The organism is Campylobacter concisus (assembly GCF_003049735.1).
In the GTDB taxonomy this organism is placed as follows: Bacteria; Campylobacterota; Campylobacteria; order Campylobacterales; family Campylobacteraceae; genus Campylobacter_A; species Campylobacter_A concisus_AN.
This window is the reverse complement of sequence record NZ_PIRM01000001.1, coordinates 535,681-561,600: the sequence shown is the minus strand read 5'-3', so window position 1 is coordinate 561,600 and position 25,920 is coordinate 535,681. Positions and strand designations below refer to the sequence as shown.

Here is a 25,920-nt window from a genome sequence, read left to right as displayed (position 1 = left end):
TCAATGGCTTAAATTTGCGTTCTTGAAATTTCTTTGTATGCGCTTAGCGCTTTGTTGCGAATTTCTAGCATAAGCTTCATGCTAGTCTCTGCTTTACCTATCGCAATAGCAGCTTGGTGAAGATCTTTTACCTCGCCAGTTGCAAGGTCAGCTATGGCTTTATCTGCATTGATTTGGATTTTATTTAGCTCTTTTAAAGAGTCGTTTAGAGCATTTTCAAAGCCGCCTTCTTCGCCTGCTTTTGCTATTTTATTTGAATTTTCATTTTTATTTATTTTGTCTAAATTTATACTATTTATCATTATGCTTGTCCTGAAATAAGTGATATCGCACTCTGTGCTATTGTTTTTGCATTTTGAAAGGCTGCCACGTTTGCTTGGTATGCCCTTGTTGCTTCAAGTAGGTCAGACATCTCAATAACCGGATTTATATTTGGAAATGCGACGTAGCCATTTGCATTTGCGTCTGGATGGCTCGGGTCATATTTTAGCTGAAAGTCCTTATCGTCGCGCACCACTTTATCCACGATCACGCTAGTTAGGGTAGGGTGAGCGTTTTTTGGTGAGCTTGGATCGTCAAGCGGATTTTCATACTCGAGTAGACTTTGTGAGCTTTTAAGTTGATCGTTTAAAATTTTATCAAAATTCATCTCTTTAAAGATGACCTCTTGCCTTCTATAAGGGCCACCTTCAGCTGTTCTTGTGGTTTGAGCATTTGCTATGTTTGAGCTGATGACATTCATTCTGAAACGTTGTGCGCTTAGTCCATATCCGCTAATATCAAAATCATTTAAGTATGACATTATCTCTCCTAGTTCTTAGCACTTGCGTCTATTACGCTTTTAAAGATATTGCTTTGAGCCTTGTAGGCGTTATCAAGGGCGTTTATCATAACTGTATTTTTGCCCATTTCTGTTGTTTCCACGTCAAGGTCGACTGTATTTGCGTCGTTTCTAGCCATGTGACCGTCACGCAAGAAAATTTGAGCTGTGTCGCTTTTTGGAAAATCAACCGCAGCCATATGCGCTTCGTTTGTTTTAGCTAAATTTAGTTTTTTGCTCTCTGAAACGTTATAAATTTCATTCGCTTTTTCTTTTAAAACATCTTCAAATCTTATATCTCTAGCTTTATAAAATGGTGTATCAACGTTTGCAAGATTGCCAGAGATTAGTTTTTGACGTAACTCTCTACCTGCAAGGGCTGATTCAACAAGTGGGCTAGATTTTGATTTATCTAAAACAAACATTTAAAATCCTTATGAAATTTCACATTTTTATAAGCAAACGATGTTCCAAATATAGGGCAAATTTATTTTGTCTCATAAATTTTTGCCAGATCTTCTTTCATTTTTGTGACTTTTATACCACCAAGATAGTATTTTACCCCGTATTGTCCGCTATCTACGTCTGTTAAAATTTGATATTCGCCATTTTCTATCACTACTTTAAAAGGTAGTGCAATCTCGTGTTTATATTCGATGTCTCTTACGATCTGCTCGGCAAGTCTATCATTTATCTTTTGATCGTTTGTTATGAAGTAGTAGGCGTTAAATTTTTGCATAAATTCGTGTAAAACATACTCATTTGTGACATTTTCAAAATGAGTTAGCCCAATTAGTGTAAATTTATCTTTGTTTTCAAGCTGATATTTTGTAAGCTCAGCTGCCTCTTTTTGACAAGGTGGGCAAAATGTACCAAAAATGTCGATCATAAAAACTTTATTTTCATCATTTTTGATAGCAAAGCCGTGATCTTTCCGAACTAAAGTAAGCTCCTTGCCGCTTACGTCTACAAGTTTAATCTCTTCATTTGGGCTAAATTCTTTAAAATTTACACTACTGCTCTCATCTTCTCCACAACCAAAAAAAGAAAATAAAGCGATTATTAAAACAAGTAAATTTTTCATCTTATCCCTTAAACATATCTTTTTATGGCAGCTCTTGCCTCTTTGTCTGCCTCGCGTCTTTTTAGAGTCTCGCGTTTATCGTGTAAATTTTTACCTTTTGCAAGGGCAAGCCTTGCTTTTACGATATTTTTATCGCTTAGATAAAGCGCCAAAACAACTAACGCTAGTCCATCTTGTGAAACCTGACCGAAAATTTTATCAATCTGCTTTCTATGCATCAAAAGTTTTCTGGCTGCTCGCTCATTTGGACGAAATGCGCTATGTGTGGTCTCAAGATAGCTGATATGGGCGTTTAGTAAGAAAAGCTCGCCCTTTATGACACGTACAAAGCTATCTTTTAGATTTGCTCTACCAGCCCTTAGAGCCTTGACTTCGCTGCCTTTTAAAACGATGCCAGCCTCGAAGGTTTCAAGTATGCTAAAGTCGTGCAGAGCTTTCTTGTTTTTTGCTAGATCTTTTATCAAAATTTTACCTTTTATTTTACGCTAAATACGCTACTGCCACTACCACTTAGAAATTTATCTTTAAACTCATTCATCTGTGGATAGAGCTTAAAGCATGGGGCAAAAAGATCGTTTAACTCCCCGTTTTTATAAATTTCAAGTAGCTCTTTGCTCTTTAAATTTTGCATTTTTTTTGCAGCATTAACGTCTATGTATTGTAAGAAATTGCTTCTAAATTCTTGATAAACCATCGGCGTGGAGCAAAAAACATTTGGCGTGAAAATATTTAAATTTGGCACTTCGTCATCAAATTCTTCTATGATCTCGCCTATACCGCTTACATTTGCTGCCTTGTAGCCACTTACGAAAAAAGCCACATCTGCACCGATTTTGGAGGCTATTTGTATCAAATTCTCGCGTTTTATATTTAAATTTAGTTCGTCATTTACCATTAGCAAAAAGGTGGCAGCGTTTGAACTACCTCCTCCTAGACCAGCACCAATTGGGATATTTTTGTTGATGATGATTTTATGGGAGCTAAAAAACTCATCGAGCTCGTTTGAAAAGCCGGCTTTTTTTAGCTCATCTATCGCTTTTTGGATGATGTTTTCTTTTATATCGCAGTTGCTGCATTCTATGGCAAATGAATCTGACTTTTTAAAATAAATTTCGTCAAAAAGCTGCTCACAGAGGATAAAGCGCGATAAAATTTCGTGGTAGCTGCCTCTAGTGCCAACTATCTTTAAAAATATATTTATCTTTGCAAAGCTTTTCATTTCTCGATTTTTTTAGCTAGCTCGTGGATATCGGCTTCACTTGCAGTTTTTGTGGCATGGATATTTTCGTTTTTGATATCATTTGCTAGTTCACTTCTTAGTATCATTGTATTTCGTGGTGCTTCGATACCGAGTTTAACAGTATTTTTTGAAATATTTACTATGACAACTTTTATGTCATTTCCTATTAAAATTTCTTCATTTTCTTTTCTTGCTAGGATTAACATTTTTCAACCTTATTTAGAGTGTAATTTATAGTATCATCCGTGATTTGGATTACGCTCATAAATTTATCATAATTTAGCAAATAAATTCCTTGCTTTTGTGTTTCAAAATCGTTAATTTTTAATTTCTTACCATCAAGAATATCGTTTATATCCCCAAAGTATATATTTTCCTGAATGTTTAAAAAATCACAAATATTCAAAAATTTTTCATTTTCGTAGCAAAATTTGCCTTCACTTATCCTTTTTAATGAGCTTAAAGTTACATTATAACCAAGCCTTTTTCCAAAAATTTCTGCATACGAACGGATATAACTTCCTTCGCTTACGCTTAGACGAATGGTTAAAAATGGGTGAGAATAGTTTAAAATTTGGCTATCAAAAATTTCCATCGTTTCTGTCTTTAGCTCAAATTCCTCGCCGCTTCTTGCTAACTTGTAAGCTCTTATGCCATTTACATGCTTGGCGCTAAATTTTGGCGGGACATAGCTTATCTTGCCCATTAGCTCGCCTCTAATGGCTTCAAGTTTTTCTAAATTTAGCTCTTTTACATTTGAAATTTCAGTGATATTTTCATTATCCATGCTAGGACTACTCGCCCCAAGCCAAATAGTCGCCTCATAGATTTTTGGACTTTTGTCTAAAAATCTAAAAAATTTCGTATACGAGCCAAAAGCGACTATTAAACAACCGCTTGCAAATGGATCAAGTGTGCCTGAAAATCCAGCCTTTTTAACGCCGTATTTTCTCTTTAGTCGCCCTAAAAAGTGGTTTGAACTCATGCTAGCTGGCTTGTTTGCCACGAAGATGGCGTTCATACGGCCTTTTCCACGAAGCTTGACATTATCTCTCTTACATTGCCACCAAAATTTATGGTCAGTTTAAACTCTTTTTTGATCTTGCTAACCGCGCTTACCCTGCCGATACCAAAAATTTTATGTTTAACGAGGTCACCTTTTTTAAATTCATTACTCTGCTCGATAACTAGCGAGCCATGTGTTATGCCACTTTCGCTTAAAAATCTACTTTTATTTAGTCTTGTTCGCTGACCCTTGTAAAAGCGTGAGTTTGCAAAGCTTAGGCTAAGTGTCTTCTTAGCTCTTGTTATCGCCACGTACGCAAGCCTGCGCTCCTCTTCGATGTCGCTTCCATCGCCAATGAGCGGGAAAAATCCTTCTTCAAGGCCGATCACAAAAAGGTGCTCAAACTCAAGCCCCTTGCTCGCATGCACGCTCATAATGCTAATAGCCTCGTCACTGATGCCGTCTTGCTCGCTTGTTAGCGTGATCTCGTTTAGAAATTCCTCTAGATCAAAGCTTGGATTTTGCTTGATCTGATCTTTTAAAACAGCGTAAAACTCGTCGATGTTCGCCGCTCTTTCAGCACCATCTGGCAAGCTCTCGTAGTATTTTTTCACGCCAAATTTAGCTTCAAATTTATCTATTAGGTCAAAAACCGAGCTGCTTTCTTGAAGCTCTTTTAGGTTGTTTGCAAACTCAACAAGGGCTGATTTTACCTTTTTGCTAAAGGCTTCGTCGTTATCAGAGATGTTTGAGATTGCCTCGTAAATGGAAATTTTGCCTTCAAAGGCCATCTTTTCAAGCTTATCAAGACTAACTTTGCCAAGGCCGCGTTTTGGGCGATTGATGATGCGTCTTATTGAAAAGTCATCATTTGGATTGTTTATCAGTCTTAAGTAGCTTATGATATCTTTGATCTCTGCTCTTTCGTAAAATTTAACTCCGCCGACCATTTTATAAGCGATCTGCTCTTTATTTAGTCCATCTTCAAGTGAGCGAGAGAGCGCATTTATGCGGTATAAGATCGCGATATCTTTTGCCTGCACGCCTTTGCTTAAAAGCTCTTTTATACATTTTGCGATCTTACCAGCCTCAACGCTCTCATCAAAGCTCTCTATCAAATTTACGGCCTCGCCTTCGCCTTTTGTGCCCACAAGCTTCTTACCAAGGCGGTTGCGGTTATGATCTATTAGTTCGTTTGCAGCCTTTAGTATCGCCTCGCTTGAGCGGTAGTTTTTCTCAAGTCTTATGATCTTTACGTCTTTAAATTGATCTTTGAAATTTAAGATATTATCTATCTTTGCGCCACGCCAGCCGTAGATGCTTTGATCATCATCGCCTACGACGCAGATGTTTTCGTGGCATAGACAGAGTTTTTTTAGCAGTTTATACTGAAGATCGTTTGTGTCTTGATACTCATCGACCATTATGTATTTGTAGCGGTTTGAAATTTCTCTAGCTAGCTCTTCGTTTTCGTCTAAAATTTTATATGTAAGCCCCAATAAATCGTCAAAATCAACAAGATTATTAGTTTTGAGATAATCTTCATATTTTTCATAAATTTGAGCAGCTTGTTTGTAAAAGTTATCCTTGCTCTTGTCAAATGAAGAGAAATTTGCGTTTTTATAGACCTCTTCGACGCTTAAAAGTGAGTTTTTGTAGTTTGAAATTTCGCTTGACAAAATCGCCGTGGCAACTGGACTTTCAAAGCTTTTGATGATACGTTTTTTATCGTCTGTGTCTATTATGACGAAGTTATTTTTTCTACCAAGCTTTTCAATATATAGTTTTAAAAACAAAAGTCCAAATTTGTGAAATGTACAAAGCAGTGGCGAGTAGTTTTTGCCACTTTGGCTTAGCATCGCCATGGCTCTACTACGCATCTCGTTGGCGGCTTTGTTTGTAAAAGTAAGAGTTAGTGTATTTGCTGCGTCTATGCCGACCTCGCCGATGAGGTAGGCAAGTCTAGTTGTGATGGTCTTTGTCTTGCCACTGCCAGCTCCTGCTAGTATGAGCATCGCACCGTCTATGTGGGTAGCTGCTTCGCGCTGGGCTTTGTTTAAATTTGATAGTAAATTTTCCATTTTTTGCTTTTTAAATTTTCTTTTGATTTTAGCCAAAAATGCTTAAAATTACTATTTTTTCTTAAATATATCTTTATTTTTAGGATTTTGTAAAAAGACTGAAACCGATTTTTTTGTGTGGTCCGCTTGCTTCTCTTTTGGCTTATGAATAGAAAAATTTACAAGGATCGGGCTATTTTCAACCAAAATTTGAACCACCGCACCGAGCGGAAAGGAGACCACAGAGGCAAAATTTTCACTACCAAAGCCAGCCTCAAAACTAAGCTCATCTTGCGTTAACTTTGCACTCTCAAGCGTATAGCCACCAAGTGAAAACATAATGACAGGCATGCTAAAGCTTCTACTTATCTCATCTGGTAAGCTTGGCTCAAAGCTAACTAGCGGTAAATTTGCCATAACTGAGAAATTTACCCCTTTTTCAAGCAAAAAATCAATGCACTCATAGACGTGCATCTTCATCAAGAGCGAAAATTTCTCATCATCTAAAATTTCGTCTAACATCTTAATCCTTTGAAATTTCTAAAAACTCATCTACTAGCTTTTTAACCTCATTTATACCAATCTGCCAGAAATTTTTATCATCTATGTCAAAGCCAAATTTACCTACAAGCTCCCTTGGGCTAAGGCTCCCACCAAGGCTCAAAAACTCGGTGTAAATTTCGACAAAATTTTTGCATTTGCCGCTTTTATAAAGACCAAAAAGTGCAAGCACAAGAAGCTGCGCGTAAGAGTAAGCGTAGCAGTAAAATGGCGTGTGAATGAAGTGCGGGATGTAGCTCCACCAAATTTTGTAGTAGTCATTTAGCGTGACACTTTTGCCAAACATCTTTTTGCTCTCTCTTAGCCAAATTTCATTTAGCTCATCTAGGCTGATCTCACCTTCATGTGCGTGCACGGCCCTTTCAAAGGTGGTGAAATTTATCTGGCGGTAAAGCGTGGCAAATATATCCTCGATCTTGCCAGCAAGCAGTGAAATTTTCTCTTTTTTGCTAAGACCGTCTTTAATGTGATCAAAAACTAGCATCTCGCAAAATACTGAAGCTGTCTCAGCCGTGGTTAGTGGCGTATCTGAGTTTAGGTAGCTTACACTATATGAGAGCTTTTGATGCACGGCGTGGCCAAGCTCGTGAGCTAGCGTGAAAAGGTCTCTTCGTTGATTGGTGTGATTTAGCAAAACATAAGGGTGTGTGTCACTTGATCCTGAGTGAGAAAACGCGCCACCTCGCTTGTTTGGCGCTGGATAAACGTCGATCCAGCCGTCATTAAAGGCACTTTTAGCTATCTCGCCAAATTTAGGTGAAAACGCCCCGAACGCCTTTAAAACTATCTTTTTGCACTCATCAAATTTATACTCGCTCTCGCTGCTAAGAGGCGCGTATCTATCGTAGTCATAAAGCTTTTTAAGGCCTAAAATTTCTCTTTTACGCTCGTAAAATTTAGCAACTAGATCAAAATTTTTCTCAGTTACAGCAATGAGCGAATCAACGCTTTTTTTGGTGATTTGATTTTCAAGGTGTCTTGGCTCTTCAGGAAGCTTGAAATTTCTAAGCTCGCAACTTGTTTTTAGATCAGTTTTTATCATATTATATATGTAGCCAAGAAGGTGCTGGTGCTTGCTAAGCTCGTTTGAGAGGCTTTTGGCAGCTAGTTTTCGCACGTTTTGGTCGTTATCATGAAGCTTGGCTAAAATTTCCTCTTCGTTTAAAAGTTCGCCTTTAAATTTAAACCTCATTTTGCTCATGCTCTCATCAAAAAGCCTTGAAAAGCCCTCAGCCCCAGTGCTTGCAGTGCGAAGCAAGACTCTTTCTTCGGCAACGCTTAGTTGGTGTGGTTTTGCTTTAGCGAGATTGCTTAGATAGTAGCCATATTTTTTAGAGCTTTTGATGATCTCTTCTTGTTTTTTAGAACTAAACTCATTAAATTTGATCTCAAAAAATATTAAATTTTCATTTGCTTTTGTCGCTATCTCATCGATCTTTGCATAAAATGCACCCTTGCTTGTATCTTTGGCAAAATTTAAAAATGCGTAAGTCATTACTTTTGAAATTTTAGCTATCAAATTTTCATATTCAGAAAATGCCTTTAAAAACTCGTCTGTTTTTAAATTTTCATAATTTTCAAGGTATTTATCTTTAAATTTTTTGCACTCTTTTTGTAAATTTAGTGCGTTTTGCTCGCACTCTTTTTCGTTTGCAAAAAGTGCTTTTAGATCCCAAATTTGCATATTTATCCTTTAAATTTTTGGGACATTTTACAAAAAAATGGATAAAAGTAAAATTTCAGCCAAAATTTAGCTGAAATTTTATGAAGATTAGTTTGAAGTCTCTGAAGCTACTGCTGTAAAAAGTACATCAGATGAGCTATTTAACGCGGTTTCAACTGAGTCTTGGATAACACCAATAGTAAAGCCAACTGTTACAAACTGCATTGCTATGTCATTGCTGATACCAAAAAGACCGCACGCTAATGGCACTAAAAGAAGTGAGCCACCAGCCACGCCCGAAGCACCACACGCACCAAGAGCTGAGATAAAGCAAAGAAGTAGCGCATCGCCAAATGTAACTGTGATAGATGGGATAGAATTTACCGCAGTAAGCGCTAGGATACTAATGGTAACTGCCGCACCGCCCATGTTTATGGTAGCTCCAAGTGGGATCGAGATCGAGTAAAGCTCCTCTTTTAGACCAAGCTTTTTGCAAAGTGCCATATTTACAGGGATATTTGCGGCCGAGCTTCTTGTAAAAAATGCTGAAATAGCGCTCTCTTTTAGGCAGATCATGACAAGTGGATAAGGATTTTTTCTAGTTAATACAAAAACCATGGCTGGGTAGATGATAAATGCGACAACAAGCATTGCCCCAACAAGAACTAAAATTAGTTTTAGATATCCTGCAAGTACCTCAAATCCAGTTTCATGAATGCTAATAGCTACCATGCCAAAAATACCAAATGGAGCTAGTCTAATGATAAATTTAACGATATGAGTCACGCCATCGCTTATGTCTTTAAATACTTTTTTGGTCTCAGCTGTGGAATTTCTAAGTGCTATACCGCTACCAACTGCCCAGGTGATGATGCCTATATAGTTACCATTTGCAAGGGCGTTTATCGGATTTTCGACCATTTTATAAATGAGATCTTTTAAGACATTGGTAATTCCTTGAGGTGCTGACATATCAGCACTTGCAAGACCTTTTAAAGAAAGCTCCACTGGGAATAAGAAACTAGCAATAACTGCAACAACGGCTGCTAAAAACGTACCAATTAGATAGAGTGTAATGATCTTTTGCATACCTTTTGTATGACCAAAATCTCTTAAAATGATGGATGTTGCCACTAAAACAAAGACAAGAATTGGTGCGATAGCTTTTAAAGCACCTTTGAATAAATCGCCTAAAACTGAAGCTGAAGCTGCGATAGAATCGGCTGAACTAGCTTTTTCTTTGGCTTCATTTAGCTGCTTGGCTTCATCTTGACTAAGGCGAGTTTTTATAACTTCATCTACGCTCAAACCACTTTCGTTTTGAATAGTTTGAATTTTAGCTGAGATCTTGTTATAAGGAGCTACTTCATAGTGTGTGTAAAAGCCAACTAGGGCACCTAGGATGATACCAACCAAAATTTGAACTATCAAATTTCCATCGGCGTATCTTCTTGCTATGTTTTTAAGCATATTCATTTGACACCTTAATAAATTAGTTTTTTGTTGATTTTAGCTAAACAATTTTTAAATATAAAGAATTTGATAAAGATTAATAAGCTTTTTAAATAGATTTGTTACAATTGCACAAAATTTAGTCAAGAAAAAAGGATTAAAATGTATCTATTTACCTCTGAAGTTGTAAGTCCAGGTCATCCAGATAAATGTGCTGATATAATCGCTGATAGCATAGTGGATACTATTTTGACACAAGATCCAAATGGTCGTGTTGCAAGCGAAGTTTTTGTGGCTGGAAAAAACATAGTAATAGGCGGAGAGATAAACTCAAAGGTAAAACTCTCATATAAGGACTACGAAAAGATCGTGAAAGACGCTCTTGCGCATATCGGATATGATGGAAAGAGCAACTTTACAAAAGAGCAGTGCTTGCACCCAGATGATATCGAGGTCAAAGTCTGCCTAAATCAACAAAGCCCAGATATAAATCAAGGTGTTGATCAAAGTAGTGGTGAGATCGGAGCAGGCGATCAAGGTATTATGTTTGGTTTTGCAAGCTGCGAAGCAAAAGAATTTATGCCAGCAGCTATAACTTACGCAAGAATGCTTTGTGAAAAAGTATATAAATTTGCCAAAGCAAACCCTGATAAGCTTGGCGTTGATATTAAAACGCAAGTTACGATTGATTACGGTAGCAAAGACAACTTTGAAAACTGCAAACCTCAAAGTATCCACACTATCGTCGTTTCTGCCCCTTGCGTGGAGAGCATGAAGATAGAAGAGCTTCGCGCACTAATACAAAAATTAATAGACGAAACTGGCCTTCCAAAAGAGCTATATAATAAAGAAAAAACGATCATCTATATAAACCCAACAGGCAGATATGTAAATCACAGCTCACTTCACGATAGCGGCCTAACAGGTAGAAAACTAATCGTTGATAGCTTTGGTGGATATAGTCCAATAGGCGGCGGTGCTCAGTCAAGTAAGGACTACACAAAGGTTGATCGCAGCGGACTTTATGCGGCGCGCTGGATAGCTAAAAATATCGTCGCAGCTGGACTTGCTAAAAAATGTATCGTCCAGATAAGCTACGCGATCGGTGTTGCAAAGCCAACTTCAGTTAGCGTTGATACCATGGGAACTCATGCAAATGGCGTAAATGACGATATGCTTTCAAATTTTGTAAGCGAGCATTTTTCTCTGACACCTCGCTGGATAACAAATAAATTTGGTCTTGATAAACCAAGTAAAGAGACCTTTTTATACGCAAAAGTAGCTGCAAAAGGTCAAGTGGGAAATGCAAAATACCCTTGGGAAAAGCTTGATGCGGTTGATACTTTCAAGGCTTTACTAAAAAAATAATCAAAAAAGTGGCTTTATCTAAAAAGCCACTTTAAATTTCTCTTTCTAAAACTCATCCCAAAATACTTTTTTAGGTTTTATGATCTCGCTTTTTGAGCCATTTACGCTGTGATAGACTGCTTTATTATATTTTGTAGCAAGGTGTTTTATAAGCAGCCTTTGAAGCACAGGTTCGCTACTTGGCACAAACCAGCCATTGTTTGTGATAGCTACGACCACGTCAAATTCGCCCTTATAAAGCTCCTCTTTTGTCGCTTCATAGCAGATAGCGTTTCTAATTTTTACTCCGTCTATTTCATAGTCGCTAAAATTTTCAGCCATTTTAAAGTCACTAGCTCCGCCAAAAAATAGCTTATTTACTGCATCTTGCATAAAATTTGGCAGAGGAATTTCTTCTCCAAATGGTACTAAAAATTTCTTATCCATTCGCCTAAGATTGCCATCTTGAAACAAAAAGGCGGAGTTGTAAATTTGCTTATTTTCATAAGCAAGCGCGCCAGCTACGATAGTTATCTGTTTTGAAAGCTCTTTTAGCTCATCGACAAGTAGTGGCTCATTTGTCATAAATAATGGAAACGCGCTCTCTGGCAGCACGATAAGGCGTTTTTGCTCGGCTATGGCGCTATTTATCAAGTCTAAATTTTCATTTGTAAATTTCATGCGCAAGCTTTTATCCCAGCGCACCCTTTGGGCGACATTAGTATTTACTAGCTCCATGTCAAATGGTAGAGTTTTCGCCTCGTTACTTTTAAACTGCAAAGCGGCGATGAGGCAGATAAAAGCTAGGATAAATTTTAAAATTTTACCTTTTAAACCCAAAGAAATGGCTGCTAAAAATATAAATATAAGCCCTCTAATATTTGGCTCAAAAGCACCTAAAGCAAGCGTTGCTTCAAGATTAAACCAGTTAAAGCCAAATGGATGAACGTAACTTACTAAAAATAGTAAAACAGCTCTTAGCACGACAAAACTGGGAAAAGAAGCCACCCAAAACATAAATCCGTAAACAATGGCTACAAAGAGGATGACAAATGGTATAAGCCAGATCAAATCATAGTAGATAAAACTAAAGCTGATCCAATAAAACCACAAAATTCCTGTGAAAAATCCAGCCGCAAAAAAACCAGCTCTGCTTAAATTTATGATGATGTAAATTCCAGTCAAAGTTAGAAACGGTGAGATGAAATTTAAGAGTAAATTTTCGAAGAGGCTTAAAAAAATAAAGTTGGAAAGCAAAAAAGCACCGACAAAGGCTTTTATTATAATTTTAGTGCTAAAATGCCCATTTAAAAATCTTACAAATAAGGAAATCCATGCAAAACGCTGATTTTTTAACATCATTACTACCTCTTGTTGTGCTTTTCGCCATATTTTACTTTTTGGTTATTAGACCTCAACAAAAACAACAAAAAGCCCATGCAGCAATGCTCGCAGCTCTTGATAAAGGTGATAAGATAATAACTAATGGCGGACTTATCTGCGAAGTGATTAAAGCCGAAAATGATTTTATCAAAGTTAAACTTAACGATGATGTAATCGTTCGTATAGCTCGCGAGTTTGTAGCTAAAAAGATCGAAGATAAATAATGCGTAACGCAAGAGTCACATATAGGCTAGTTATCTTAATATTAGCCTTGATTTTTGGTTTTGGCTTTTCGGTGCCATCTTTTTTTCAAACTCAAAATGGGGCTAAAATTTCACTTGGCCTTGATCTTCAAGGCGGCCTTCATATGCTGCTTGGTGTTGAAACGAGCGAAGCTATTCACTCAAAAATAAAATCAATAGCCGGAAGTATAAATTATTATGCTAAAAAAGAAGATGTGTTAATTGATAAATTTAAGATTAAAGAAGAGAACATTGACTTTACTCTCCTTGATGGCGACGAGGCTCCAAAAGTAGATAAAGCACTAGCCGAGATAAAGGGGCTTGATATTAAAAAAGATGGTTTAAATTACAGCATATCTTTAACCGAGCAAGAAAGAACGGATACGATCGAGTATGCGATCTCGCAAGCTGTTGAAACTATTAGAAATAGACTCGATCAGTTTGGTCTAGCTGAGCCAACTGTTGCCAGACAAGGCAAAGACAATATCCTAGTTGAGCTTCCTGGTATAAAGACTGAAGAGGATGAGCAAAGAGCAAGAGATCTTATCGCAAAGGCTGCTCACTTACAGCTTATGGCAGTTGATGATAAAAGGCAAGATCAGGCTAATACGATGAGCGAGGCTGAAGCTGAAAGCTACGGCGATGTGATCTTTAAAGATGCTAAAAATGACCGCGTGAAATATGTCGTTAAAAATATCCCAGTGCTTGACGGCTCGATGCTAACTGACGCAAAGGTTGCATTTTCTCAGCAAAATAACTTGCCTATTATAAATTTCACTCTTAACTCAGAAGGCGCTAGAATTTTTGGTGATTTTACTGGCGCAAATGTTGGCAAAAGACTTGCTATCGTGCTTGATGGCAAGGTCTATTCAGCTCCTGTTATAAATGAAAGAATAGGTGGTGGCAGCGGTCAGATTAGTGGCGGCTTTACCCTTGATGAGGCTCACGACGTAGCGATCGCTCTTAGAAGCGGTGCACTTTTAGCTCCTGTTAAGATGCTGGAAAAAAGAAGTGTCGGTCCATCTTTAGGACAAGAGAGTATCAATCAAAGCATGGTAGCACTTGCTGCCGGATCTATCTTAGTCGTACTATTTATGCTAGTTTATTATGGAATTTCTGGAATTTTTGCAAATATCGCACTAGTTGCCGACGTCGTTATATTGGTAGCTGTTATGGCGCTTTTTGGAGCAACACTTACACTTCCTGGTATGGCTGGTATCGTGCTAACGATCGGTATGGCTGTTGATGCAAACGTCATCATAAATGAACGTATACGTGAGCTTTTGCGTGAAGGTGTAGCGATAAGGACAGCTGTGCAAAAGGGCTATGAGCACGCTATGAGCGCGATTATTGACTCAAACTTAACTACTATCATTACAGTTGCGGTGCTTTACGCTTATGGCACTGGCCCAGTTAAAGGCTTTGCAGTAACAATGGCGATAGGTATCATGGCTTCGATGCTAACAGCTATACTTGGTACTCATGGCATGTTTGATGCTGCTATGGATAAGATAGAAAAAAGTGGAAATACCAAACTTTGGTTTGGTTATAAAAGGAGCTAATGATGCAAATTTTTACTAAAGCAAAAGTTTATGATTTTATGCGTTTTAGATTTGCTTCACTAGCATTTTCTATATTTTTATTTGTTGGCTCTATTGTTTTACTTGCTACAAAGGGGTTAAACTACGGCATTGATTTCTCTGGTGGTACGCTTATTCAGCTAAAATACGACACCAAAGCGCCACTTGATAAAATCCGCGACGCTTTTGGCACAAATGAAGTGCTTAAAAACGCCTCTGTTACTGAGTTTGGAAGTGAAGATGAGGCTGTTATTAGATTTTCAGGTTCAAGCTCAAATTTAACTGGTGACATCGGCACTGAGATAAAGCAAATTTTAAAAGATACTGGAAATTTTGAAGTAAGACGTGTTGATATCGTTGGACCAAAAGTTGGTGATGAGCTTAGAGAAAAAGGTTTGATGGCTCTTGGAATTTCACTAATTGGTATATTAATCTACATCACATTTAGATTTGAGTGGCGTTTTGCGCTAGCTGCGATTGCAACTGAAATTCATGATATCGTTATAACTGTTGGTGCTATTTCGCTATTTGATATCGATGTAAATTTGGACACGCTAGCGGCTGTTTTAACGGTGCTTGGCTACTCTCTAAATGATACGATTATTATCTTTGATAGGATCAGAGAGGGTATCAAAGAGAGCAAGCGAACTGATATTGAAGGTGTTATAAATGAGTCAGTTTCTGCTACGCTTTCAAGAACTATCTTAACTTCAGCAACTACGATGATGACAGTTCTTGTGTTATTTTTATTTGGTGGAGATATGATACATGGATTTTCATTTATTCTTATCGTTGGTATTGTCATAGGAACGATCAGTTCGATCTACATCTCTTCGCCGTTTCTTATCTGGTTTAAATTTAGCATCGAGCATTTTAGAAGTAGAGAAACTGAAAAGCAAAAGATAAAAAAAGAGCGCGAAAAAGAGCGTGCTATGTTTGAGAAAGGCGTTGTGTAAGGAGGGATAATGAACTGGGGAAAAGTTATCTACATATTTTTTGCATTGATGAGTCTTACGACTACGGCAGAATTTTTATATGATAAAAACGAGATTGCCCTTTTTGTGGCAGCTAGTATAAATTTGGTTTCAACGCTACTTAAGATCGGTGTTAAAAATTTACTCTCAGCTGAGCTTTTTGCAAGCTCGCTGGTTGCTGATTTACACCTTATACCAGCTTTTGTTATTTTGCAAGTCTCTGAAAATATAACACTTAGCTATTCGTTAGCTATCGGTGCAGTCATCGCAAATATATTTTCACTAGCCTTGGTTTTAATAGAATCAAGCAAAGCTCAAGAAGAATTTTAGGAGAAAAAATGGCTGAAAAGAGAAAATATGAGCCTTTAAAGATAGAAAAAAAATGGCAAGAAATTTGGGATAAAAATGAAGAATTTGAACCAAAAGATGACCTAAGCTTGCCAAAAAAATATATCCTAAGTATGTTTCCTTATCCAAGCGGACGCATACATATGGGGCATGTGAGAAACTACTCTATCGGCGATGCGCTGGCTAGGTCATATAGAAAAAGCGGATATAATGTGCTTCATCCTATCGGCTTTGATAGCTTTGGTATGCCAGCTGAAAACGCAGCCATAAAACATAAAATTCACCCTAAAATTTGGACTTACGAAAACATCGACTATATGAAAAAAGAGCTTGCAAGTCTTGGCTTTTCGTTTTCTAAAAAGAGAATTTTAGCCACGTCTGATCCACTTTACACTAAGTGGGAGCAAAGCTTTTTTATAAAGATGTTTGAAAAAGGGCTTGTTTATAGAAAAAATGCAATTATAAATTGGTGCGAATACGATCAAACCGTACTTGCAAACGAGCAGGTGGAGGATGGCAAATGCTGGAGATGTGGTAATGAAGTGGTGCAAAAAGAGCTTCCAGGATATTACTTTAACATCACAAAATACGCTAGTGAGCTACTTGATGATCTGAAGCTTCTTGAAGGTAAATGGCCAAATCAAGTAATCACAATGCAAGAAAACTGGATCGGCAGAAGCTACGGCTTGGAGTTTAAATTTTATCTTGATGAAGCTTCAAAAGAGGCTTTAGATGGTAAAATTGATAGCTTTGAAGTGTTTACTACAAGAGCTGATACGATTTACGGCGTTAGCTACACAGCCCTTGCACCTGAGCATCCTATCGTAAAAGCATTGCTTGAGAGTGATAAAATTGATGAAAATAAAAAGACAAAGATAAAAACAATCCTAAATCAAAGCCCAAGAGAGCGTCAAGCGAGCGAAAAAGACGGAGAATTTTTAGGAATTTATGTCGTTCATCCACTCACAAATGAAAAGATCCCAGTTTGGGTTGCAAATTTCATCCTAGCTGACTACGGCAGTGGCGCTATCATGGCTGTGCCTGCGCACGATCAAAGAGACTTCGAGTTTGCAAGTAAATTTAATCTTCCTATAAAACCAGTCGTAAAGCCACTCGAGGGTGAAAGTGATGGCTCAAAAGCATATTCTGAGTATGGAATTTCTATAAATTCTGAGCTTATAAATGGACTTACTTCTGAAGAAGCTAAAAATTTCATAATAGAAAAATTTGAAAAAGATGGTTTGGGCAAAAGGATCACAAACTACAAATTAAGAGACTGGGGAATTTCTCGTCAAAGATATTGGGGTGCGCCAATACCAGTAGTGCACTGCAAATGCTGCGGCGTAGTGCCTGAAAAAGAGGAAAATTTGCCTATCGCGCTACCTGAAGATGTCGAGATCACAGGCGAGGGCAATCCTTTAGATAAACATCCAACTTGGAAATTTACAAAGTGTCCAAAATGCGGACAGGATGCGATCAGAGAGACTGATACGATGGATACGTTTGTGGAGAGTAGCTGGTATTTTGCTAGATTTGCAAGCGATGAGAAGACGTGGGAGCAAAAAGCGCTTGATGAAAAGAGCGTGAATTACTGGATGAATGTAGATCAGTATATCGGCGGTATCGAGCATGCGATCTTGCACCTTTTATACGCTAGATTTTTTCAAAAGGTCTTAAGAGATCTAGGCTATCTAAGAGATGATGAGCCGTTTGAAAATTTACTAACTCAAGGCATGGTCTTAAAAGATGGCAAAAAGATGAGCAAAAGTAAGGGCAATGTCGTAGATCCTGACGATATTATCAATAAATATGGCGCCGATACGGCAAGGCTCTTTATCCTTTTTGCAGCGCCTCCTCAAAAAGAGCTTGAGTGGAATGACAGCGCAGTTGAAGGCGCGTTTAGGTTTTTAAATAGGCTTTGGGAGAAGGCACAAACTATTAAAAAGATAGATAAATTGCCTGAGATAGACCATGAAAGCTTAAACAAAGATGAGAAATTTGCAAGGCTAAAAATTTATGAAGCGCTTAAAAAATCAACTGAGGTCTTTGGTGATACATTTGCTTTTAACACGCTAATCGCTGCTTGCATGGAGGCGCTAAACGCCATAAATGCACAAGATAACGAAGATGTAAATGCTGAGGGCTTTTTTATCATCTTAAATTTAATTGAGCCTATCGTACCGCATATCGCAAATGAGCTTAGCGAAGAGCTTTTTGGCAGAAAAAATTTCACAAAGATAGCCGTAAAAGAAGAGGTTTTTGTAAAAGATAGCATCGCTCTTGCAGTTACGGTAAATGGCAAAAAAAGGGCTGAGTTTGAAGTGGCAGCAAGCGAGAGCGAGGGTGAAATTTTAAAACTAGCTAAGCAAAACGTAGCTAAATGGCTTGAAGGAAAAGAAATTTTAAAAGAGATTTATATAAAAGGCAAATTAGTAAATTTTGTCATTAAAGGATAAATTTTGAGATATTTTTTAGCATTTTTTATTGCGATATTTATCTGCGGGTGTGGTTATAAGCCAGTTTCAAAGATCACACATGATCTAGTTGGCGATAAAATTTACGTTGATGTGATTATCAGCAAAGAAGAGCCAAAAAATAGTGTCTGGATAAAAGACGCCGTAAAAGAGGGTATGGTCGCAAGGCTAAATAAAGATTTATCAAGTAAAGAGAGTGCTGATACTTTGATAATAGTTTCAGTTAATAATTTAAGCTATGAAGCGATCATTTATGATGAATTTGGCTACATTACGTCATATAAAGCACATTTAAGCTTAAATTATAAGACTAAATTTAAAGATGGTAGCGTGGTTGATATTCCAGCCACTGGCGAGTATGACTTTAGTGTCGCAAGACGTCAAAAAGATGTAAGATTTGCTGATAGCGTTCTTAGTGATACTCAAAAATACGAAGCTATCAAAGAGGCATCAAAAGAGGCCTTTGATGAGTATATCGCAAGTTTAGCGGTAAAAGGATATAGAAATGGCAGCAGTAACCGTTAGTCAAATAGTCAAGGAAGCCTTAAATGAGATCAAAGATCGCCATTTGATGCTAACGCCAGAGAATTACACTGAAGTCTATAATGAAATTTCTAAAAAACATGGCTTTACAACAGAAGAGAGTAAAAAGATAGAAAAATATATCTCAAGGCTTGGTGATGAATATAAAAATCAAGCCTTTAGTCTTCATATAAAGACGGTCGATGAGCTTGTTGCTTTTATGACTGCTAGGCTCTCTAGAGGTGCTCAACAAGGAGCAGGACTTGCGGCTGATGATAAAAAACTACAATCACTAAGCGCATTTGCTAGAAGAATTCTCCAAGCTATCTCAATGCTTCACAATAAAGACGCAAAAAGCTTAGCAGAGCAAAGTATGCAGCTACTTGCTAGAAGATATGATGAGAAAAATCTTGAAGAAATGTGCCTTAGATGGTTTGATTTTGTTAGCTCGTATGACACTGAATTTTTAGAATTTTTGAAATATTATGGTGTTAGAAATTTTGATGATTTAAAGACAATGAGTTCTGAACTTGAAAAATTTCTTACACAAAAAGATGAAGATGGCGAAGAGGATGTTTTGATTCAGCTTTTAAGCCTTACTCTTGAGCCTTCTATTACAAAGGATCTTGATGAAGAGCTTAGCACGATAAGAAGTACTTTGAAGCAAAATCCTAAAACCTTAAATAGCAAAGAATTTCAAGAAAAGGTAAAGGCATTTGTTGATCGCAGAATAGAAGAAGATAGAACAGAGATCATAGAAAAAGTTGGTTCGCTAAATAATGTCTTGCAAAATATAAGCGAGAGAATTTCTGATATTGCGGTTAGTTCGCAAAGTAGTTCTGATAAAGTAAAAAGCATTAAAAATGATCTTAAAAATGTAAATTTAAATACAAACAGTATTGATCAAGTAAAAAGCATGCTTATTGAGATCGCTGGTGCTTTGGAGATCGAGAGCAAAGAGCTTGGTATCGAGATGCACAATAGGCAAGCTAACATTTTAGAGCTTCAAAATAGAGTGAATAGTCTTGAAAAAGAGCTTGAAGAAGCTAAACTGGAGAGCAAAGAAGACTTTTTGACAAAAGTATCTACTAAGCGTGCTTTGATGAATGAGATTCAACGTATCGAAGAGGCATATAAACGCTATGGGACTGATTACTCTATATGCTTTGTTGATATTGATTATTTCAAAAGCATAAACGATACTTATGGGCATGAGGCTGGAGATGTTATTCTTTCAGCAGTGGCTCAAGTACTTAAGAAAAATGCTAGAAAGGTTGATTTTGTTGGTAGATATGGCGGTGAAGAATTTGTAATCTTACTTCCAAGTACTGGCTTAAAAGATAGTGTTAAATTTGGGGATAAGCTAAGAAGTATGATAGAAAATTTTAAATTTATCTATAAAAATGAACGCATTAAAGTTACTATTAGTTCTGGCATAGCGACAAGAAGTGCAAATTTAAGCGAGACGATGACGCTTGAAGCTGCTGATAAGATGCTTTATCTCTCAAAAGAAAATGGTAGAAATCAAGTAATGCCAAAGATAATCGAGGAAAAATGAGCCTAGCTAAATTTCTTGATGGCAAACCACTTTACTACAAAGAGATTGATTATGGCAGAATTATTAGAGCGTATGCGACTATAAAAGAGCACATAAAGCCATTTAAGATTATTCACATAATAGGCACAAATGGCAAAGGAAGTACTGGACGCTTTTTAGCGCAAATTTTAAGCCAAAATGGTGCAAAAGTAGGGCACTACACGAGCCCACATATATTTAAATTTAACGAGCGATTTTGGCTAAATGGTGAGGTTGCTAGCGATGAAATTTTAGAAGCAGCTCACGAGCGTTTGCAAGCTCTTTTAAGTGACGAGTACAAGATAAAAACAAGCTATTTTGAGTATATGACACTGCTTTCTGCGGTGCTTTTTGAGGGTTGTGACTACTTTGTCTGCGAGGCTGGCATGGGCGGCGTGCTGGATGCGACGAATGTCTTTGAAAAAGAGCTAAGCATCTTTACTCCGATCGGCTTTGATCACACAGCGATATTAGGCAATAGCTTAGAAGAAATTTCACGCACCAAATTTGAAGCCATGGGGAAAAGAGCTATTTTAAATGATGAGATGAACGAGATAAGTGTGGCTATCGCAAAAGAGATCGCAAGCGAGAAAGGCGCAACTCTGAGCTTTCCAAGAGAAATTTTAACAAAAGAAAATTTAAACGAGATCTCAAACTATGCAGATAAATTTAATCTGCCAGAGTTTTTACGATCAAATTTAACTCTAGCCTACGCTGCGGCTAAAATTTTAGATAGCAGCATAGATATCAAAAAGCTTGGCGCTTTATCACTTCGTGGCAGATGTGAAAAGATCGCTTCAAATTTATACGTTGATGTCGGTCATAACGAGCTTGGCGCAAAGGCTGTGGCTAAGAAATTTAGCCAAGAAGAGTTTAGTGACAAGAAGCTAACTCTAGTTTATAACTCATTTTTAGATAAAGATTTCAAGGCGGTTTTGGCAGCTCTAAAGCCAGTCGTTGAGGATGTGCTGCTTTATCACTACCACTGCGAGGGCAGGGAGCTTGGCGGAGAGCTTATAAATAAAGCGTTAAACGAGCTTGAAATTTCGCATAGAGAGTTTGAGCCAAGCGATATGAACGATATAAAAGAGGCAAAAAACGGCAAAATTTACCTAGCATTTGGCTCGTTTCACCTGGCCGAAGCCTTTTTAAAAGAGTACTATGCAAGCAAAGGTCTATGAGTATCTTTTAACACACGCCCCACAAATTCTCATCTGTGAAGATGATAAAGAGGCGGCGCTCTGCGCTGATGCGGCCAGTTTTGCTGGCTTTAGCGCTTTTAAACTACCTGATTTTAGAGCTAAAAAGGGCGATGATCTAAGAAGCTTTAACGAAGAGCTTTTTGAAATTTCATCCGTGCTTAGCAAATACTATAAATTTGATGGCAAAAAGATCATCATAAGTCCATTTAGCACACTTTTAAACCCGCTTCCAACGCAAAAAAACCTAAAAAGCTCAACGATCAAGCTAAAAGATAATCTAAATTTAAGCGAATTTGCCGACTTACTCATACGCTTTGGCTACGAGTGCGTCGATATCGTTGAGAGCGTTGGCGAGTTTAGCATTCGTGGCGAAGTGGTTGACATTTACGGCGTAAATATGGATGATCCTGTTAGGATTTTGCTCTTTGGCGATGAGGTGGAGAGCATAAGAAATTATAACACCGCCACGCAAATTAGCAACAAAGCCGAGCTAAGCGAGGCCGAGATAGTTCCTTTTATCGCAAATTTGAGCAAAGATGAGTTTGAAAAAGTTAGCCAAAAGATCGAGGATATGCAAAGCGATGCCTTGGTGAATGACCTAAATTCGCTTGGATTTTGGGCGATAGATAGCTTTAGTGACTATTTAAAAGAATTTGACTCAAAGCTTGTTAAAAAGATCGATTTTGAAATTTATGATGTGCCTGAAGATAAATTTAAGGGTATTGAAATTTTACCCGAGCCAAAGGTTTATAAAGATCTTGAGGTTACTTTAAATTTTGACTTTTTTGAGCTAAATAAGAGCAAAAGCATAACCGTTCTTTCAAGAAATGAAGGGCTTTTTAAGGGCTATGAGCTTGATGGCTTTGCCAACGTAAAGCTTGAAATTTCGCCCCTTGTAGTAAATTTAAACTCAAGTGATAAGATCGTAGTCTCACTAAATAAATTTGAGAAAAAAAGGCGAGTTAAACGCTCAAGTCTTGTGGTGGACGAGTTAAAAGTAAATGACTACGTCGTGCATGAAGATTATGGTATAGGACGTTTTTTGGGCCTTGAAAAGATCAAGGTTTTGGGCGCGACGAAAGAATTTGTGGTTATCGCCTACCAAAATGACGACAAGCTTCTTTTGCCGGTTGAACATCTAAATTTGATAGACCGCTACATCGCTCAAAATGGCTCTATGGCGGTGCTTGATCGCTTAGGTAAGGCAAATTTTGCCAAGATAAAAGAGAAGGTTAGAGAAAAACTATTCGCGATCGCCTCAAAGATCGTAGCAATGGCTGCAAAAAGGGAGCTAATCGCAGGCAAAATTTTACAAAAAGAGGATATCTCTTATCTAAATTTCGTCCAAGACGCTGGCTTTTCATACACGAGCGATCAGCAAAAAGCGGTAAATGATATAAAAGATGAGCTAAAAAGCGGCAAGGTGATGGATAGGCTGCTTAGCGGTGATGTTGGCTTTGGCAAGACTGAAGTTGCGATGAACGCCATATTTACCTGCATAAAATCAGGCTTTAGTGCGTTTTTCTTCGTGCCAACAACGCTTCTTAGCTCGCAGCACTACAAGACGCTAAGCCAAAGATTTAGCAAATTTGGCATAAAGGTCTTTAGACTAGATCGCTTCTCAAGTGCTAAAGAAAAGGCGAGCCTACAAAAAGCGCTAAAAGAAAATGAGCCCATAGTTTGCGTGGGTACACATGCACTTCTTGGTGTAAAGGCTGAAAATTTGGGGCTTATCGTCGTTGATGAGGAGCATAAATTTGGCGTTAAGCAAAAAGAGCAGCTAAAAGAAATTTCTCAGCACTCGCACATCTTAAGCATGAGCGCTACGCCGATACCAAGAAGCCTAAATATGGCGCTTAGCAAGATAAAAACATATAGTATTTTAGCCACTCCGCCAAGCTCAAGGCTGGATGTGAGAACAAGCGTGAGAGAGTGGGACGAGAAGGTCATCAAAGAGGCGATCATGCGTGAGCTAAGACGTGGTGGGCAGACCTTTTACATCCACAACCACATCGCAGACATAGAGCAGACAGCAAATGATCTAAGAAAAATTTTGCCAAAGCTTAGAATTTTGATACTTCACTCAAAGGTAAATGCGAAAGTTACTGAAGATGAGATGATGAAATTTGAGCGGGGCGAGTACGACTTGCTGCTTTGTACCAGCATCGTTGAAAGCGGCATCCACTTGCCAAATGCAAACACCATAATCGTAGAAAATGCCAATAAATTTGGCATGGCTGACCTGCATCAGCTCCGCGGTCGCGTGGGCAGAAGTGACAAGCAGGCATACTGCTACTTTTTGGTGGAAGATAAAGATGCCATTAGTAAAGACGCGCTAAAACGACTTGTTGCACTTGAGGGCAACTCATTTTTGGGCGCTGGCTCGGTGTTAGCATATCACGACCTTGAGATAAGAGGTGGTGGTAACATCATCGGAGAGGCACAAAGCGGCCACATCGAGGCTATTGGCTACTCGCTATATCTAAAGATGCTAGAAGATGAGATAAATAAGCTTCTTAATCAAGATTCCGCAAAGCTTGACAAAATAGATCTAAAGCTTAGTGTGAGCGCCTTTTTAAATCAAGAATTTATAAGAGAAGATAGACTAAGGCTTGAAATTTACAGGCGCCTTAGCAAGTGCAAAGAGGTTAGCGAGGTCTATGAGATACAAAGCGAGCTTGAGGATAGATTTGGCAAGATGGATACATTTACAAAGCAGTTTTTAGATGTCATTATCATTAAAATTTTAGCTCTAAAAGCTGGCATAAAAATGATCTCAAATAGCGAGCAAAACATACTAATAACAAAAAATGATGATGAAAAGATCAGGCTAAAGTTACGTAGCAAGGACGATGACGATGTTTTGGCTGAAATTTTGGTCTATCTAAGAAAGGATAAGAAATGATAGATTGGGGCGTGAAGTATGCAGCGATATATAGAAGCACAAAAGGCATGCTAAAACCAGTTGATGATATTGATTTTGTAGATATCGACTCACTTTACGGGCTAGATAAACAAAAAGAAATTTTGCTAAAAAATACTCTAAATTTTATAGAAGGTAAAGACGCAAATCACGTGCTTCTTTGGGGCGAGAGAGGATGTGGCAAATCAAGCCTTGTAAGGGCTGTTTTTACTAAATTTTATAAAGCTGGGCTTCGCATTATTGAGATCGGCTGCGAGGATCTAAAATACCTTGGTGACATCATTGATGAGATCAGAAAGAGTGAGTTTAAATTTATCATTTTCTGCGATGATCTAAGCTTTGAAAATGGCAGTAATGAGTATAAATTTCTAAAGCCTATAATGGACGGCTCTATCCAAAAGCCGCCAAAAAACGTACTTTTATACGCTACGTCAAACCGCAGACATCTAATAAGCGAGTTTAAAAGTGAAAATGAAAACTCAGAGCTAATTGACGGCGAAATCCACTACAGCGACGCAGCCCAGGAGAAAATTTCTCTCTCAGATCGCTTTGGCCTTTGGATCAGCTTTTATCAAGGCAACTACGATGAGTACCTAAAAATGGTTGATTTTTACTTTAAGGATTACATAGGCGACAAAGAGGAGCTTCACACGCTTGCTAAAAATTTTGCCACGTTAAGAGCTAGTAGAAGTGGCAGGACAGCAAAGCAGTTTTATCTAACTTTTAAAGAAAATTTAAAATGAGATCAACTGATCTGTTTTTAGCCCTGCTAAATCACAAAAGTAGAAATTTAGACGAGCTAAAATGGCCAGGTGATGGTACTTTTGAGGTTATTTTGGGTGCTATCTTGGTGCAAAATACCAACTGGAAAAACGTAGAAAAAGCATTAAATAATCTAAAAAATGCTGGCAAAGATAGTTTAGAAGGCATCTGTTCTCTTGAAAACAGCGAGCTTGCCACGCTTATAAAGCCAAGTGGCTTTTATAACACAAAGGCAAAACGGCTAAAAACGCTTTGCCTAGCTATAAAAAATGAATTCGAGAGCTTTGAAAATTTTAAAGAAAATACCAGCCGTGAGTGGCTCATAAGCGTAAAAGGTGTTGGAGCCGAGACTTGCGACGCGATACTGGCATATGCTTGCGGCAAGCCTTACATGGTCGTTGATGCTTACGCACTTAGGATAATGGCGTATTTTGACTATACTTTTGAGAGCTACGATGAGGCTGCTGAGTGGTTTAGCTCGCTTGATTATGATGAAATTTATAAATTTCTTGATAGTGAGGAATTTGATGAGGTTGAAATTTTAAAACTCTATCATGCTCTTATTTTGGAGTTTTGTAAAGAAAATTTCAAAGGTAAAATTTTAAGCCAAAATGGTCAAAAAATATTAAGCAGCATTAAAAATTAAACTACTAATATGTAACAACTATTTATAAATTTGCCAAAGATCGGGGCTTTTTATA

25 protein-coding genes are annotated in these 25,920 nt (G+C 37.8%); 12 read left to right on the top strand and 13 right to left on the bottom strand.

The window, feature by feature from the left end:
• Positions 1-8: 8 nt before the first annotated feature.
• From fliE to sstT, 12 genes are all read right to left on the bottom strand, one after another.
• Entirely contained in the window at positions 9-302 is a 294-nt protein-coding gene (fliE, locus tag CVS97_RS02845; protein ID WP_107785008.1) for a flagellar hook-basal body complex protein FliE, read from the bottom strand.
• A complete protein-coding gene (gene flgC, locus CVS97_RS02840) occupies positions 302-802 on the bottom strand; it encodes a flagellar basal body rod protein FlgC (RefSeq protein WP_103559303.1) in 501 nt (166 codons plus the stop codon). The genes fliE and flgC overlap by 1 nt, the downstream gene beginning before the upstream one ends.
• A gap of 8 nt (positions 803-810) precedes the next feature.
• Entirely contained in the window at positions 811-1,245 is a 435-nt protein-coding gene (gene flgB / locus CVS97_RS02835; RefSeq protein WP_107785007.1) for a flagellar basal body rod protein FlgB, read from the bottom strand.
• A 62-nt stretch (positions 1,246-1,307) separates the two neighbouring features.
• Positions 1,308-1,904 carry a thioredoxin gene (locus tag CVS97_RS02830; protein ID WP_107785006.1) on the bottom strand — a complete coding sequence of 199 codons (597 nt, stop codon included), beginning with the start codon at positions 1,902-1,904 and terminating at the stop codon, positions 1,308-1,310.
• A gap of 8 nt (positions 1,905-1,912) precedes the next feature.
• Positions 1,913-2,365 (bottom strand): SsrA-binding protein SmpB, encoded by a 453-nt coding sequence (smpB, locus tag CVS97_RS02825; protein WP_035170093.1) that lies wholly within the window; start codon positions 2,363-2,365, stop codon positions 1,913-1,915.
• Positions 2,366-2,379: 14 nt separating this feature from the next.
• Complete coding sequence (locus CVS97_RS02820; protein WP_107785005.1) at positions 2,380-3,123, bottom strand: 4-(cytidine 5'-diphospho)-2-C-methyl-D-erythritol kinase; 744 nt, start codon at positions 3,121-3,123, stop codon at positions 2,380-2,382.
• Positions 3,120-3,350 (bottom strand): carbon storage regulator CsrA, encoded by a 231-nt coding sequence (csrA, locus tag CVS97_RS02815; protein ID WP_021090864.1) that lies wholly within the window; start codon positions 3,348-3,350, stop codon positions 3,120-3,122. Before csrA ends, CVS97_RS02820 begins: the two co-directional genes overlap by 4 nt.
• Positions 3,344-4,165 carry a tRNA pseudouridine(55) synthase TruB gene (gene truB / locus CVS97_RS02810; RefSeq protein WP_107785004.1) on the bottom strand — a complete coding sequence of 274 codons (822 nt, stop codon included), beginning with the start codon at positions 4,163-4,165 and terminating at the stop codon, positions 3,344-3,346. Before truB ends, csrA begins: the two co-directional genes overlap by 7 nt.
• Entirely contained in the window at positions 4,162-6,231 is a 2,070-nt protein-coding gene (locus CVS97_RS02805; protein WP_107785200.1) for an ATP-dependent helicase, read from the bottom strand. The genes truB and CVS97_RS02805 overlap by 4 nt, the downstream gene beginning before the upstream one ends.
• A gap of 51 nt (positions 6,232-6,282) precedes the next feature.
• Positions 6,283-6,732: a hypothetical protein gene (locus CVS97_RS02800; protein ID WP_103580571.1), complete on the bottom strand. Its 450-nt coding sequence runs from the start codon at positions 6,730-6,732 to the stop codon at positions 6,283-6,285.
• A gap of 1 nt (position 6,733) precedes the next feature.
• Complete coding sequence (locus CVS97_RS02795) at positions 6,734-8,455, bottom strand: M3 family oligoendopeptidase (RefSeq protein ID WP_107785003.1); 1,722 nt, start codon at positions 8,453-8,455, stop codon at positions 6,734-6,736.
• 87 nt (positions 8,456-8,542) lie between these two features.
• Positions 8,543-9,910 (bottom strand): serine/threonine transporter SstT, encoded by a 1,368-nt coding sequence (gene sstT, locus CVS97_RS02790; protein WP_413784178.1) that lies wholly within the window; start codon positions 9,908-9,910, stop codon positions 8,543-8,545.
• Between the two features lie 138 nt (positions 9,911-10,048).
• Between sstT and metK the strand changes: the two genes are divergently transcribed.
• Entirely contained in the window at positions 10,049-11,254 is a 1,206-nt protein-coding gene (gene metK / locus CVS97_RS02785) for a methionine adenosyltransferase (RefSeq protein WP_107785002.1), read from the top strand.
• A gap of 45 nt (positions 11,255-11,299) precedes the next feature.
• On the opposite strand, the gene CVS97_RS02780 is transcribed toward metK, so the two are convergent.
• On the bottom strand, positions 11,300-12,592 hold the full coding sequence (locus tag CVS97_RS02780) for an apolipoprotein N-acyltransferase (protein WP_199905972.1): 1,293 nt from the start codon (positions 12,590-12,592) through the stop codon (positions 11,300-11,302).
• On the opposite strand from CVS97_RS02780, the gene yajC reads away from it, so the two are divergent.
• The 11 genes from yajC to CVS97_RS02725 are packed head-to-tail and all read left to right on the top strand — an operon-like array spanning position 12,568 to position 25,865.
• On the top strand, positions 12,568-12,840 hold the full coding sequence (gene yajC / locus CVS97_RS02775; protein WP_021090619.1) for a preprotein translocase subunit YajC: 273 nt from the start codon (positions 12,568-12,570) through the stop codon (positions 12,838-12,840). The two genes, CVS97_RS02780 and yajC, sit on opposite strands and share 25 nt — an antisense overlap.
• Positions 12,840-14,420: a protein translocase subunit SecD gene (gene secD, locus CVS97_RS02770; RefSeq protein ID WP_107785000.1), complete on the top strand. Its 1,581-nt coding sequence runs from the start codon at positions 12,840-12,842 to the stop codon at positions 14,418-14,420. Before yajC ends, secD begins: the two co-directional genes overlap by 1 nt.
• 2 nt (positions 14,421-14,422) lie before the next feature.
• The gene (secF, locus tag CVS97_RS02765; protein ID WP_084108307.1) at positions 14,423-15,394 is read left to right on the top strand and encodes a protein translocase subunit SecF; all 972 of its coding nucleotides are present in this window, start codon (positions 14,423-14,425) and stop codon (positions 15,392-15,394) included.
• Between the two features lie 9 nt (positions 15,395-15,403).
• Positions 15,404-15,742 (top strand): DUF6394 family protein, encoded by a 339-nt coding sequence (locus CVS97_RS02760; RefSeq protein WP_021090699.1) that lies wholly within the window; start codon positions 15,404-15,406, stop codon positions 15,740-15,742.
• A gap of 8 nt (positions 15,743-15,750) precedes the next feature.
• Positions 15,751-18,216 carry a leucine--tRNA ligase gene (gene leuS / locus CVS97_RS02755; RefSeq protein ID WP_107784999.1) on the top strand — a complete coding sequence of 822 codons (2,466 nt, stop codon included), beginning with the start codon at positions 15,751-15,753 and terminating at the stop codon, positions 18,214-18,216.
• A gap of 3 nt (positions 18,217-18,219) precedes the next feature.
• The gene (lptE, locus tag CVS97_RS02750) at positions 18,220-18,759 is read left to right on the top strand and encodes an LPS assembly lipoprotein LptE (protein ID WP_107784998.1); all 540 of its coding nucleotides are present in this window, start codon (positions 18,220-18,222) and stop codon (positions 18,757-18,759) included.
• Positions 18,740-20,314, top strand: coding sequence for a GGDEF domain-containing protein (locus CVS97_RS02745; protein ID WP_107784997.1), 1,575 nt, complete (start codon positions 18,740-18,742; stop codon positions 20,312-20,314). The genes lptE and CVS97_RS02745 overlap by 20 nt, the downstream gene beginning before the upstream one ends.
• The gene (locus CVS97_RS02740) at positions 20,311-21,513 is read left to right on the top strand and encodes a Mur ligase family protein (protein WP_107784996.1); all 1,203 of its coding nucleotides are present in this window, start codon (positions 20,311-20,313) and stop codon (positions 21,511-21,513) included. The genes CVS97_RS02745 and CVS97_RS02740 overlap by 4 nt, the downstream gene beginning before the upstream one ends.
• Positions 21,494-24,439 (top strand): transcription-repair coupling factor, encoded by a 2,946-nt coding sequence (gene mfd / locus CVS97_RS02735; RefSeq protein WP_107784995.1) that lies wholly within the window; start codon positions 21,494-21,496, stop codon positions 24,437-24,439. The genes CVS97_RS02740 and mfd overlap by 20 nt, the downstream gene beginning before the upstream one ends.
• Positions 24,436-25,200, top strand: a complete 765-nt coding sequence (locus CVS97_RS02730) for an ATP-binding protein (RefSeq protein WP_107784994.1) — start codon at positions 24,436-24,438, stop codon at positions 25,198-25,200. Before mfd ends, CVS97_RS02730 begins: the two co-directional genes overlap by 4 nt.
• Positions 25,197-25,865 carry an endonuclease III domain-containing protein gene (locus CVS97_RS02725; protein ID WP_107784993.1) on the top strand — a complete coding sequence of 223 codons (669 nt, stop codon included), beginning with the start codon at positions 25,197-25,199 and terminating at the stop codon, positions 25,863-25,865. The genes CVS97_RS02730 and CVS97_RS02725 overlap by 4 nt, the downstream gene beginning before the upstream one ends.
• The last annotated feature ends 55 nt before the right edge of the window (positions 25,866-25,920 follow it).